The following is a 13,411-nucleotide window of genomic DNA, read 5'->3' on the forward strand; positions in this document are numbered from 1 at the left end:
AGTCGTTCATTGTGGTGTGATTCAAATGCGAGGCAATGAATTCGGCGTTCGTTGTTTAGATACACCCGCTTTAATCGTATTAGATCGGTGGAAATATGTCGCCATTTGCTAGTTAGTTGATCATTATCTATCTAGGAATCGGGGGTTATTATGCTTCATCAAAAATTACGTATATCTTGCCATCGCATATTGGATGCAGGTGTGAAGCAGTTGGACGTACCGATTGGTATTGTTAGTCACATATACAACGGGCTGTATCGGGTGATTGCGATTAATAGCGAGATGGGGGAGCTGGTTGAGAATGCAGTTTTTCCACTGGAAAAAACTTACTGTCGGGACGTATACCAGTCGGGGAAAGCTATGGCTCTAACGGATATCGATCATGTTCCTGGCTTGCGCTTGCATCCCTTGTACTTGAGTTTGCCTCTGGAAGCTTATATCGGTGCACCCATTATCCGTAAGGATAGTGTTTGGGGGACCGTGAATTTTAGCTCTTCCAAATTGCACGATGCTTTTACGGAGCAGGACCTTGCTTATGTCGAGAGCTGTGCGCGGCAAGTCAGCGAATTATTGGCAGATATGGATGCCCCAATGGTGGGTGATGTCGGCACTTTTGCTCCCTTTGGGCCGGATGCACACCGAGGCTAGCTGCAGTTTTAGATTTTACCGCCAGCGCCTTCGATTCCTAGCGGAAAACTTAGATACGGCCTAAACACGGCGTTTCATGGCGACCATGATGAGTGCAGAGAATCCAAAGATGAGGGCGTAGGTGGTGGGTTCGGGGACGGCTGCAACTAGCTTTTCTGTGAAGTTGGTGTCCAGCGCGGGGAGGTGGAGCTCTTGGCCGCCAGTTTCGATATTGTTGGCCACTACAACACCTTCGATAATGTTGCCTACACTGTTAATGTTGGCTTCAGGTGCCAGAATGCTGCCCCAGAATTTTCCATTGCCTCCGATGGTGATGGTATCGGCGGCAGTTGCGTCGACGAAGTTGAAGAGCATTTTCGAAGCGAATGTATCGTTCCAGCCGTCATTTTTAAATGCGCCAGTGGGAGTGCCGGTGATATTGACGACGACGCCATCCACAGCTGCCAGTTGACTTAGGAGCGATTTATCGTTGTTGTTGCTAATCTGGGTCAGCTGATCGAAGGCCATATTGACGACGACGAGGCCATCGGCGTTGGAATCGACTAGGTTGCCAACTAAATCACCCTGATTGTTGACGTAAAGAGAGGCGCCACTGTCGTTGATGAGCTTGCCCACATTTACCGCGAATGCCTTCATTTCCTGGGCACTAGAGCTTATGTCCATATCGGGATCCAGGATGACTTTGCCACCGGAGTTGACTTGAATTCTTTTGCCATTGCTGAAGGTCGCCATGCTACCTTGGTTGGTGAGGATGACCCCAGCGTTGACGCCATTTGTGCTGATGCGCACATTTCCTGAATTGATCGTCATATTTCCATTTACAGAGCCTGCGACTATGACTGATTCGTCTGGTGGTGTGACTGTCAAGGTGTTGGGGGCCCCCGAAACACTGCCATAGGTCGAGCCATATACGATGAAACGTCCTTCAGTGTGTGCCGTTGTCGTATAGTCGCCCAAGGCTACCATGTTATACTTAGTGAGCAGGTCCGCCACTGGCAAGTCGAGGGTGCTGGCATTGCCGCTGATGACTGCTGCGAGGCTGCTGGCCAGTGCGATGTATGTGAGCTTACCGTATTTGCGAAGGAAATATGAGTATTTTGTAGTCATGGTGATTTACGCAGATTGTTTGCGGAAATCACGTATTAGTCAAGGGGGTAATGCCCCTAATTTGCTCATCTTGGGATGCGCTTTATCGGGTGCTCGCTTTTTTTAGGGAAAAGGATTTTTTTAAATTGATATACTAGAATCTGATGTTCATTTTGATGTTTTAAGCGCCATACATCGGCACTGCTTTCACTCAAATGCCCTGAAAATGTTAGATACCCTGTGTAGTCGATTGTGTGCGAAAGGAGCGACTCCCATTGAGTGGGAAGGTTTTAATGGTTATGCTTTAAATTTTAAGGAACGTGTCTTGCGAGTCGTTCTGCCTCGAATGATGGCATCCGGGAGTCCTTGGTTTTGGCGACCGGAGTTTTTTGGTGCGTTTGCTCAGACAGATCAGATGCTTTTGGAGCGTGGATGGGTGCTGGTTTTCTTGGACCTGCCAGATCATTATGGCTGCCCGCATGCGGTTGAGCTTTTTGCTGCGATGCACCTGTTTGTCACACAAAGCTTAGGTCTGAGTGAGCGAATGGCGGTGGTGGCACTGAGTCGAGCAGGGCTTTCTGCTTATAATTTTGCATCGCGCTATCCGGAGAAGGTTTGCGCGCTCTATGCCGATAATCCTGTATGTGACTTTCGTAGCTGGCCAGGTGGTATCGGTGTGGGGCCTGGGAGTGAGAACGATTGGCGGAACTTACTCAAAGTATATGATTTGAGTCATGCGGAAGCTTTGGCTTATGCAGACCAGCCACTCAGTTTGGAGGTCTTGAGGCCCATCGTGGATGCGAAAATCCCAATTTTACATGTCTGTGGTGATCGCGATGAGATTGTTCCTTATCAGGAGAATTCACTAGGCCTCGGACAGAATGTTCAACAACTAGGCGGCGACTACCAGGTCATCATGATTCCTGGTGGCAAGCACCATCCCCATGGTTTGCCTGACCCCACGCCGATTGTCGCATTTTTGGAAGCTTCTATTCCCTGCCACTGATATCATTTTTCTATATGAAACATCTAATATTTTTTACTATTTTTGTTATGATTTCGACACAAGTAACGACCGCGCAGTCATCCCTGCACTTTTCAGAATTCGATCAACGTGCCGCTGGTGGCAGTTCACTCACTGTGGCCTTTCTTGGTGGCAGCTTGACTTGGGGCGCGCAGGCTACGGATCCACTTAAGACTTCATATCGGGCGTTAGTGTCTAATCACCTGCGTGAGCGTTATCCACAGGCTAAGTTCACTTTTGTAGATGCGGCGATTGGGGGCACTGGTTCACAACTAGGGGTCTTCCGCTTGCAGCGTGATGTTCTGGATTATCAACCGGATCTCGTTTTTCTTGATTTTACAGTTAACGATGGCGCGTATGCCTTGCCGACAGATGACCGTCTTTCCTCGTATGAGGCCATTATACGTCAATTGTTGCGATCTGGTACTCCGGTGATTCAAGTCATATTGGCGATGAAGGCGGATGTTCAGCTCGAGCCTTCGTCGCGCCCTCTGGATGCATTGCACAAGGAGATTGGGGCTGCCTATCAATTGCCTCTGGCAGATGTTCTGGCACAGATGCGGCAAGCTGTCGTAGTGGAAGGACGTGCTACACCGGATGAACTGTGGGATCTTCCTTATGATCAAACGCATCCTGGTGATGCGGGCTATGCTCTATATGCGGAGTGTGTCTGGGCCACTTATCTGGAGGCGGTGCAAGAGGAGTTAGTATGTCATTTACCAGAGACAATGTTGCACCCAGATCACTACATGCAATTGGATCGCTTCCGTTTATGTGGCTTAGACATTTTGCCTGCAGGGTGGTCGCGCGGGGTGCCGCATCGTAATGCGATTGCCTTTGATTTTGTATGCTCGCGTTGGATGGACGATGTCGCGATTGCGCGTGCAGTTGAGGGCGTTGTGCCAGAGGCTTTGAAGCTAGAGTTTCAGGGGCAATCCGTGCTGCTTTTCGGAGAGGGGACTCAGAAGTCAGGTCGCTACATTGTGCGAATCGATGGTGGTGAAGCCAAGGAGTACAATATGTATTGCAAGGACGGTAATATGCGGCACGTGCAGATAATTGCACAGGGGCTAAAACCCGGAATTACACATACTCTCGAAATTACCCCCAAACTCGCTGATGGGGAAGAGTTGCGTCTGGAAAGTGTTTGTGTGGCAGGTGGTGCGGTGCTCGCGCTGGCGGAGTAACACGCTGCTGGCGCGAGCATTTTACTGAGCTCGATTTAGTGTGACGATAAATTCACTGCCGTTGTTTTTCTGACTCTTTACTTGGATCGTGCCGCCCAGTTGAGTTACAAATCTTTGGACGATGGCCAAGCCCAAGCCAGCGCCACCAAAACGGCGTGTGTTGCTGGCGTCTTCTTGCACAAAAGCTTCAAAGATTCCATCGATTCGACTGGCGTCAATTCCGATGCCAGTATCGCGGATATGGAATGAAATTTGATCCGATGAATGTGGCATTACGGTCAGTGACACCTCACCCGTATGCGTGAATTTGACTGCATTTGACAAGAGGTTCCAGAGTATCTGTCGCAACATTGGCGGGTCGCAGGTAATTGTAGCGCAGTCTGTCGGGATCGGCTGGACTTGAAAAGCGACTCCCTTCGACTCGGCTTGGTGGATCAATGGGGGCACCAGTTCTCGTAAAAATGAGTCAAGTTCGATCTCCCGGTAATGATATAAATGTAGTTGCTTGGATTGGCTCAGGACTAGGACGTCGTCCAGTAGGCGGGTCAATGTCTGGGCCGATTGAAGTATGACGGAGGCGTTGTCGACAATTTCCTTATCATCCGCTGACATTTTGATGAGTTCAGACATGCCGCAAATTCCATTGAGTGGTGTCCGTAACTCATGACTCATGTTTGCATAAAATCGCTCCTTGATGGATGCGACATCGCGCTCCATATTCTGACTGTGTTGGACGCGTCGTATAAAGAGGTAGTAAAGGAAAATGACCACTAACACCAATACCGTCACTATCACTGTGATCGTTCGAATATAGAATGCATTCGGGGAGACCTGTAGCCAGCCAGCTTTAGGCACCGCAGCCATCTCCCAACTTCCTGAGAGCAATTTGATCGGGGAGCGCACCGGGTCGGCCTGATCGATTGCAGGCGAGCCATAGAATATTTCTCCCTTGGCGCCGCTTGCATCCTGCCCTCGTATATTCACCTGTATCGGTAGGGATGGGTCGTATAGCCCCGCTTCTTCATACAAGACGCCAGTATCAAATGGGGTAGAAAGAATGCCCCAGAATTCCAGCTGCTGGTTCTCTTTTGAACGAATATAGACTGGAAAGCGGCCGATCACGGCTTCTCCGCCTTGAACTAGTGTAAATGGTCCTGCAATGATAGGTTTGCCAGTCTCTTTAACCTTAAATGCACCCTCTCTTTGGGTGGGGTGTTTGGCATAGTCGAGTCCGAGTGCAGCCTCATTACCCTCCAGCGGATATACATGGCGAACGACCATATCCGGTGCTGCGGCAATGTTACGAAGTCCTGAGCGTGAACTTACTAAGCGAGAGCAAATTTCCTGAAACTCCTCATCGGTAATACCGCCGTTGATTTCAATCATACGAGCCAATCCGACGACGAGATAGAAAGTCGAAATGGTTTCCGCTTGAATGCGCGAGGCTAGGATCGAGGCTTCTGATAAAGTTTCTTCGCGCTGGTCATTGAGCGCTCGCTCCAAATCGACACGCTCTAAGTGAGTATCGATGACAACTGCACCTCCAATGATGCCACTGGCTACCAGCAACAACCATAGCAGCGGACTGGCAGCAAAATAGCCTGCTCTGGGCTGTTTGAATAATAGAGTTGGCATGGCGGGTCAGTATCGATTGCTAGGGTTTTCCAATTGTATCTAAAATTTTTAGTATTTGTCGACGCATAGGATCCGACGAGAATTGTTTAATTCAAAAACAAGGAACCGTGTCTATCCTAATGGTGTTTTCATCATGTTTTTAGTGTGACATGTCCGGACTCCTGCTTCAGTCAATGTAGATCATGCATTTTAAAGAAAACCCGCGCTTTATTGAAACTATTGCCGCATTTGATGCGCTCAACGCTCAGGACCCCAATAGGGTCGAGTTTGAGGGAAAGCCCATGCCGAAGGAGTTGCACGACGCCTACGCAATGACCCGCTGGGTGGAGGCTCTCGATCCAGAAGCCAGTGAAGCCGTGCATTTAGCGGCGCGTTGCCAGCATCTATGTCGTTGGGAAGTGCCTCGTAGTAGTTACCCTGAGGGGCGAGGGGGCTATCTGAAATGGCGCAGCGATTTGAAAAAATGGCATGCTCAGAAAAGTGCCGAGATCTTAGGTGCACATGCTTACGATTCCACCATGATCGAGGCAGTGAGTACCATTAATCTGAAGGAGGGGCTGAAGTCTAATTATGAGGTGCAATTGATTGAGGATGCGCTCTGCCTGGTTTTCCTGGAAACCCAGTTTGAGTCCTATCTGGACCAGTGGGACGAGGCCAAGGTCATCCGTATATTGCAGAAGACTTGGGCTAAAATGAGTGCGCGTGGGCATGCGGCTGCGCTCAAACTGAAACTCTCAGATCGCGCCAGTCGATTGGTACAGCAAGCTTTGTCCTGATGCTCGGGGGAGCGCGCCATGGCAGGATTTGAGGTTTCTGTGGCATAGCGCGTGGTCGATTTTATGATAAAATGGTGCTTCCTAACCCATTATATCATGAAATTAATTAACGTGACCGCTTCGCTCATTCTTTCATTTTGCATGCTCATTGGCATGACAGCTTGCTCTACCAGTAGTGCCATACGCACCAGCGTTTATAATTATGAGGCCACTCTCGCGAGTGAGGTTCAAATTTTGACGAGTTATCCGCAAGCTTATGAGACTTTGGGGCTGGTTGAGGCTTCTGCACCTAAAGGCTACCTATGTAAGGCCGAGCGCGCGACGGATGCGGCTTTACGCGCATTAAAGCAGCGAGCGGCCGAACTTGGGGCGGAAGCTATTGTTCTAAAAGACTACGCTGCATCTTCAGTGCCGGACTTTAGTCTCGGCGGCAGTGATTTGGGTGTTCTGCTTTCCTCTGAAAGAAAGCATATTACCGGTGAGGCCATCCGTTTTAAGTTGATAACTGCTTCTACACGATGAGTTTGTTGGTGGTTGACGTGCCTGGGGCTCGTCGCTAGCAGTCCACCTTTTTTCATAATATTTATCAGTTTCGTTGCCTATCAAAGTTAGATTCTTTATTTTCCCCGGCATACAGATGCTCGATCTCGCTGGGCCCTTGGCCGCATTTGAGATTGCGCAAAGGCATCATGGTGCGTGCAGCTACGAACTTGAGACAGTTTCTCTGATGGGGGGCCCCATCCTTTGTTCCAATGGCTTGCAGTTGGATTCCCAGCGATTATCGAACGATTATTGTGACAGCTTGATCGTGATTGGTAGCGATGAAATGGCTAGCGTATGTGAGTGTACGCGTACCTTGGATGCCCTGCGTTATGCTGCTGAGCGAACGAATCGCATAGTGAGTGTGTGCACCGGAGCTTTTTTACTGGCATCTACAGGTTTGCTCTCTGGGGTAAAGGTGACGACTCACTGGCGTTTTGCGGAGTTATTTCGCCAGCAATACCCGGAAGTCCAGCTGGAGCCAGACCGAATCTTTCTTAAAGATGGCAATGTATGGAGCTCTGCGGGGATTACCAGCGGCATCGATTTGGCACTGGCACTGATCGAAGAAGATTTCGGTGAGAGCGTGGCGCGGTCGGTCGCTCAGGATTTAGTGGTTTATTTGCGGAGGCCAGGCGGCCAATCTCAATATTCGGAGTTGCTTCAGGTTCAGGCACGTTCGGAACGTATGAGTCTAGTGCTTAGCTATGCGCGGGCTCACTTAGGCGAAGACCTAAGCGTGGATGTCCTGGCGGAGGTCGCATGTTTGAGCCCTCGCCAGTTTGCTCGTGTTTTTCGTGAGGAAACGGGGCAAACGCCCGCTAAGGCTGTAGAATTATTACGCGTGAGGGACGCTCAAGTCAGGATCGAAGCGCACACTTCACAGTCGTTGGAAGAAATTGCTCTAAAAACAGGCTTTCTGGATATGGAGAGAATGCGTCGTTCTTTTTTACGCTTGCTGGGACGTCCTCCGCAGACCGTGCGACGTGAGGCTAAGGAGCGTATGCGGCGCAGTCGGTAATTAGTTCAGTGGGGCTGCATAGATGGGGAGCAGGTCGCTCAATGTGAAATACATAAAATGCTGATTGCTCGGAATAAAGACGGTGTTGGGCTATCCTATGGCCATGATCTCGAAAACCATACCATCTCTCTCATCTGCATTATTTCTCACAATAATCGCTATTTTCAGCACGGCACAGGCGGAGCCTGCAAATGTGTCGAAATTGTCATCGGTCGTGTCAGCGACGCAAGAGGCGCACGGATTACGTGCATGGTGGGGGAAAGAAGTGGTCGTTGCCGATGTGGAAATTATCTTTGGCGGAAATCCGATTGTGCAGGGCACATTTAGCTTCGAAGCACATGGGCCACGTGCTCGCTATGACCGTCAAGATGGTGTATCTGTTATTTTTGATGGCAACACTGCATGGGTGACGCCGGCGGATGCGGCGGCACCCAAAGGACGTTTCCATGTGCTCACATGGCCATGGTTTATTATGGCACCCTTTAAAATGCAGGGCGACGGGATTCATTTGAGTGATCTCAACAGCGCTGAAGTCGAGGGCAAAGTATATGACACGGTCTTGCAAACCTTTGGCCAAGATATGGGCGATACACCTGATGATTGGTACCGCTTCTATCTCGATCCCAAAACACAACTGGTGGATGCCATGGCTTACATTGTAACTTTTGGCAAAGACGTGGAGACCGCCAATCAGTCGCCATCAATTCTTAAGTATTTTGATTATGTCGATGCCGATGGACCGATGATTGCCACACGCTATGAGTTTTGGTATTGGAATCCAGAGCAGCATACAGTCGTTGGTGATGCACCGAAAGGTGTTGGCACTGTTTCTAATATTCGTTACACGACGAAACAAGCGGCCGACTTCTCGGTGCCGACTGGTGCGCGTGAATTGCCGCTTAAATAGTGCTTTAAGCCTACGAAATATGAAATATTTTTCGCTACTGTGGGGCTTTTGCCTCGTTCTTAATATTGCTGAGTCCAAGGTCGGTGATTCCGTTTATGCGGTTCTATTACAGAAGTATGTGCAGGCTGACGGTGTGAGCTATCAAGCCTGGGCGGATAATGCTAAGGATGTCAAAGCGCTGGATCTTGTTCTGTCGAATTGGTCGCAGGTGAATGTGGCGCAACTTGCGCCTGAGGAGCAAAAAGCATTTTACATTAACCTGTATAATGCGGCGATGCTTCAAGCAGTGCTGCAGCGCTATCCGATTGACTCTGTGAAAGATATCGGGCTGATTCCATTTAGTATCTTTAGGAAAAATTACATTAAGCAAGGAGACCGAAACTTGAGTCTGGATGATATCGAGAAGGGGATCTTGTTGCAGCAGTTCCCCGATCCACGGATTCATTTTGCTGTCAATTGCGCCAGTGTGAGTTGTCCGCCCTTGCGACAGGAGCCCTATCGGGCTGAACTGCTCAACGCACAGCTTGAAGAGCAGGCACGCTTGTTTGCCGCCAGCGACCGGGCCGCGCGTGTGGATTCTCGGAAGCAGCGCACGGCATATTCTGAATTGTTTAATTGGTATGCATCTGATTTTGGTGTGGATAATCCCGCTCTCTTTTTAAACCGTTATCGTTCGGACGCATTGCCGCCTCAATATGAGGTGACTTGGATCGATTATGACTGGTCGCTCAATTCTGCGGAATAATGCTTATGCAAAACTTAATTACACGTTATACGCATTGGCTGCATACACGTTGGCCTGCTGGCGGAGTTGAAAAGGGACCGAGTGTCAATGCCGACGGCACGACTCGCTTGAAGGGAGTCCGTGTTGTGGGAGATCTCACTGGGGTGCCTTTACTTAAGTTTTCCGCAGATACGGGGGCTAAGGCTGTTTTAAGTATTTTGGAAGAGCCCGACTTTAAACCAGGCGCGGGTAATGATGCCCGCATCCATGATCTGGTGATTGTCGGGGCAGGGGTTTCAGGTTTAGCCGCCGCGATTGAAGCCAAAAAAGCGGGTCTTAGCTATATGCTATTTGAGGCCGACGAGAGCTTTTCCACCATTCAGAATTTTCCACGTAAAAAGCCGATTTACACCTATCCCAGCGAAATGACGCCTGTCGGCGAATTACGGTTTGAATCCAAGGTAAAAGAAGACCTTTTACTGGAGCTGCAGGCACAACAAGAGGCGCATGGCATCGAAACTACCTCAGCTAAGGTTGAGCACATCGAACGTGATGGAGGCGTGCTACGCGTGAAATTAGCGCAAGGCGCGCCCGTGCGTGCGCAGCGCGTAATCGTCGCGATTGGCCGCACGGGAAACTATCGCAAACTCAATGTGCCAGGCGAGAATTTGGACAAAGTATCGAACCGCTTGATCGATGCGGGGGAACATGCGGGACAACAGGTGTTGGTCGTCGGTGGGGGAGATTCTGCACTAGAAGCCGCAATTGCATTGGCAGAAGCGGATGCCAGCGTGACTTTAAGCTATCGCAAAACAGAGTTTTCACGCGCTAAGCCCGAGAATGTTGAGCGTGTTCAGGAACTGGCCTCCAATGGACAGTTGCAGATGCTGCTGGGAACTCAGCTACAGGAAATTAATGAGGACCATGTAGTCCTCTGTGGTGAGGATTCAGAAGATTGTAAAATTGCTAACGACTACGTATTCACATTGATTGGCCGCGAACCGCCGCTGGATTTCTTTCGCAAGTCCAGTATTCCAGTTACGGGCGATTGGACGCCGAAGATTTGGGGCGGGCTGATCGCATTTATGCTGCTGATGACCTTTTTATATCATCTGAAGGCATATAAGACTTTTCTGGGAATTCCCAACACAAACCTTTGGCAGATTTTTGCTAGTAAGCAATGGTTCCCCTTTAATATTCCCGTAGTCGGCGGGGAGGGCAGCTTGCTGTATACCTTCCTGAATGCGGCGCGCAATGATCCGGGATTTACCTTTGCGCTGATTTACACGACCGTGATCCTGGTGTTTGGTGTCCGCCGCATGCGTCGCCGTCAGACGCCCTATGTGAAGTTGCAGACCAGCACTTTAATGGCTGTTCAGGTGATTCCGTTATTCATTCTGCCGTATTTGCTATTTCCCTACCTTTATCACCATGGAGTATTTACCAATGGTGGCTTCGGAGAATGGTTTGGCAGAACCTTTTTGTCAGACGGTCAAGGTGGTGATCCCAATCAGTTTTGGCGCTCCTTTGGTTTTATTCTAGCTTGGCCACTTTTTATTTATAACATCTTCACTGCAGCTCCCATTTGGGGGTGGATCGTTTTTGGCTTTGTTCAAACCTTTGTAGTGATCCCACTGATTGTATGGCGTTGGGGAAAGGGAGCCTATTGCGGGTGGATATGCTCTTGCGGGGCGATGGCGGAAACGCTGGGGGACCAACATCGGCATAAAATGCCACATGGAGCTAAATGGAATAAGCTCAATATGATTGGGCAGTGGGTTTTGGCCATCGCATTTGTTTTATTAGCGCTGCGTATTATCGGCTGGGTGACGCCATGGGAGGGATTCGATCAAGCCATTGCGGGCTTTATTGATAAGAACGAATTATTCAGCTATAAAGTGTTGATTGACCTCTGGCTCGCGGGGGCGATTGGTTACGGCTTATACTTTCATCTGTCCGGGCGTGTTTGGTGTCGTTTTGCATGCCCATTGGCGGCACTGATGCACATTTATGCCCGTTTTTCGCAATTCCGCATTTTCGCTGAAAAGAAAAAATGTATCTCCTGCAATGTGTGCACTTCGGTGTGTCATCAGGGGATCGACATTATGAACTTTGCCAATAAGGGCCTCCCCATGGAAGATCCGGAGTGTGTGCGTTGTTCCGCATGTGTCCAATCGTGCCCCACTGGTGTCTTAAGCTTCGGTCGCATGAGCCGTTCGGGGGGAGTGGTCTTAGATAAGCTGGCAGCTTCGCCTATTCAGATGCAGGAGTTACAAGACTTGACGCCAGTGGATCAATTCTTATCGAACGCACGTAAGCGGGGCGAGACATTCTAAGTTCGATTCGCGCCATGATGTTGGCACAATGACCTTTTTATCTATGAATTTGCTCAGTCTATTCGTTTTCGCCCTCTATACATCCTGTAGTATTCTATTGTTACTCTATGGGATGAATACCTACCTAGTGCTCTTTCTCTATTGGCGGAAGCGCAATGCCAACTTGCACAGCGATGCCACGACTGAATCGCAATTTGAGCAGAATTTTGCTGGACGAGAAGATTTGCCTGTCGTGACGACTCAGATTCCACTTTATAATGAGATCAATGTGGCCGAGCGTGTGATACGAGCTGTGGCGGCGATCGATTATCCTCACGCATGTCATGAGATTCAAGTGCTGGATGATTCAGATGACGAAACCTGTGCTTTAGTTGACCAAGTGGCGGCAGATTTACGCGCTCAAGGACATTGGATAGAAGTTTTTCGAAGAGCAGATCGGATCGGGTATAAGGCTGGCGCACTAGAGGAGGGGATGGCGGTCTGTCATGGTGAGTTTATCGCGATTTTTGACAGCGATTTCATCCCTCCTGCTGACTTTCTACGTCGTACACTCGCTCACTTGTGGGCAGATGAAAAATGTGCTCTGGTGCAGGCGCGCTGGGATCATGTAAATCAGGACCAATCTTGGCTTACGCGGGTGCAAGCCATGGGAATTGATGGGCACTTTGTCATCGAACAGACGGCTCGAAATCGCAACGGATTGTTTATGAATTTTTGCGGCACGGCCGGGGTCTGGCGCCGTGAAGCGATTGATGATTCAGGCGGCTGGCAACACGATACCGTGACTGAAGATTTGGATTTGTCCTATCGTGCACAGATGCGCGGCTGGCGCTTTCACTATTTACCGTCATTACGCGTACCCGCGGAGCTGCCGCCGACATACAGCGCTTTCAAAAGTCAACAATACCGCTGGGCCAAGGGAACCTTGCAAACCGCGCGTAAACTCCTGCCCACCGTATGGCGTTCTCCGATGCCTTTGTTTAAAAAATTACAAGCGACGGTCCACTTGACCCGCTATGGCTTAAACTTGCAGATGGCATTGATTGCGCTTCTGGTGCTTCCACTCATTGTTTCGCTCGGCGAGAGTGGCGTTTGGTTTTATCGTTCCGTCTTATTCATTAGTTTATTAGTGCCTGCTGCGATCGGGCCTAGTTTGGGCTATGTTGTTTGCCAATACAGCGAACATCCAGATACCTGGAAGCAACGTATCGCCGTCCTCCCATTTTTACTTATTGTTGGCTTTGGGATTTGTTTGTCCAATGGTAAAGCTGTGCTCGCTGGCTTGTTTGGTAACGATAGCACCTTTGTGCGCACGCCCAAAGCGGGCGAGACCAGTCTTAAAGATTACTGGGTCCAGCGAGATTGGATGCCGCGCATTGAGATTATTTTTGCCGCTTATTGTGCGCTGACAATTGGCGTGTTGGGATACCTGGGGCAATATGCCTTAATGCCATTTATTGCCGTGTATACACTTGGTTTCGGCGTGGTCGGCTCTAAAGGCTTGGTAGAGGCTCGAGTCTAGGACGG

The 13,411-nt window shown here is 49.6% G+C and carries 12 protein-coding genes; 10 read left to right on the forward strand and 2 right to left on the reverse strand.

Annotation, left to right across the window (positions count from 1 at the left end; genetic code table 11):
* Window positions 1-150: 150 nt before the first annotated feature.
* Window positions 151-648: a GAF domain-containing protein gene (locus tag SH580_RS20515; RefSeq protein ID WP_319832683.1), complete on the forward strand. Its 498-nt coding sequence runs from the start codon at window positions 151-153 to the stop codon at window positions 646-648.
* 60 nt (window positions 649-708) lie between these two features.
* Here the strand turns inward: SH580_RS20515 and SH580_RS20520 are convergent, their stop codons facing one another.
* On the reverse strand, window positions 709-1,755 hold the full coding sequence (locus SH580_RS20520; RefSeq protein ID WP_319832684.1) for a collagen-binding domain-containing protein: 1,047 nt from the start codon (window positions 1,753-1,755) through the stop codon (window positions 709-711).
* A 205-nt stretch (window positions 1,756-1,960) separates the two neighbouring features.
* On the opposite strand from SH580_RS20520, the gene SH580_RS20525 reads away from it, so the two are divergent.
* Window positions 1,961-2,740: an alpha/beta hydrolase family protein gene (locus SH580_RS20525; RefSeq protein WP_319832685.1), complete on the forward strand. Its 780-nt coding sequence runs from the start codon at window positions 1,961-1,963 to the stop codon at window positions 2,738-2,740.
* 47 nt (window positions 2,741-2,787) lie between these two features.
* A complete protein-coding gene (locus SH580_RS20530; protein ID WP_319832686.1) occupies window positions 2,788-3,945 on the forward strand; it encodes an SGNH/GDSL hydrolase family protein in 1,158 nt (385 codons plus the stop codon).
* A 21-nt stretch (window positions 3,946-3,966) separates the two neighbouring features.
* On the opposite strand, the gene SH580_RS20535 is transcribed toward SH580_RS20530, so the two are convergent.
* Window positions 3,967-5,580 (reverse strand): sensor histidine kinase, encoded by a 1,614-nt coding sequence (locus SH580_RS20535; RefSeq protein ID WP_319832687.1) that lies wholly within the window; start codon window positions 5,578-5,580, stop codon window positions 3,967-3,969.
* A 182-nt stretch (window positions 5,581-5,762) separates the two neighbouring features.
* Between SH580_RS20535 and SH580_RS20540 the strand changes: the two genes are divergently transcribed.
* The 7 genes from SH580_RS20540 (at window position 5,763) to SH580_RS20570 (ending at window position 13,406) form a co-directional block, all read left to right on the forward strand.
* Window positions 5,763-6,356, forward strand: a complete 594-nt coding sequence (locus SH580_RS20540; protein ID WP_319832688.1) for a DUF4202 domain-containing protein — start codon at window positions 5,763-5,765, stop codon at window positions 6,354-6,356.
* A gap of 96 nt (window positions 6,357-6,452) precedes the next feature.
* Window positions 6,453-6,878, forward strand: coding sequence for a hypothetical protein (locus tag SH580_RS20545; protein ID WP_319832689.1), 426 nt, complete (start codon window positions 6,453-6,455; stop codon window positions 6,876-6,878).
* Between the two features lie 73 nt (window positions 6,879-6,951).
* Entirely contained in the window at window positions 6,952-7,917 is a 966-nt protein-coding gene (locus tag SH580_RS20550; RefSeq protein ID WP_319832690.1) for a GlxA family transcriptional regulator, read from the forward strand.
* Window positions 7,918-8,131: 214 nt separating this feature from the next.
* The gene (locus SH580_RS20555; RefSeq protein WP_319832691.1) at window positions 8,132-8,824 is read left to right on the forward strand and encodes a DUF6503 family protein; all 693 of its coding nucleotides are present in this window, start codon (window positions 8,132-8,134) and stop codon (window positions 8,822-8,824) included.
* Between the two features lie 19 nt (window positions 8,825-8,843).
* The gene (locus SH580_RS20560) at window positions 8,844-9,569 is read left to right on the forward strand and encodes a DUF547 domain-containing protein (RefSeq protein WP_319832692.1); all 726 of its coding nucleotides are present in this window, start codon (window positions 8,844-8,846) and stop codon (window positions 9,567-9,569) included.
* A 5-nt stretch (window positions 9,570-9,574) separates the two neighbouring features.
* Window positions 9,575-11,884 carry an NAD(P)-binding domain-containing protein gene (locus SH580_RS20565; protein ID WP_319832693.1) on the forward strand — a complete coding sequence of 770 codons (2,310 nt, stop codon included), beginning with the start codon at window positions 9,575-9,577 and terminating at the stop codon, window positions 11,882-11,884.
* Between the two features lie 43 nt (window positions 11,885-11,927).
* The gene (locus tag SH580_RS20570; RefSeq protein WP_319832694.1) at window positions 11,928-13,406 is read left to right on the forward strand and encodes a glycosyltransferase; all 1,479 of its coding nucleotides are present in this window, start codon (window positions 11,928-11,930) and stop codon (window positions 13,404-13,406) included.
* Window positions 13,407-13,411 lie beyond the last annotated feature (5 nt).

The sequence above is a fragment of the Coraliomargarita algicola genome, from assembly GCF_033878955.1.
Taxonomy (GTDB): domain Bacteria; phylum Verrucomicrobiota; class Verrucomicrobiia; order Opitutales; family Coraliomargaritaceae; genus Thalassobacterium; species Thalassobacterium algicola.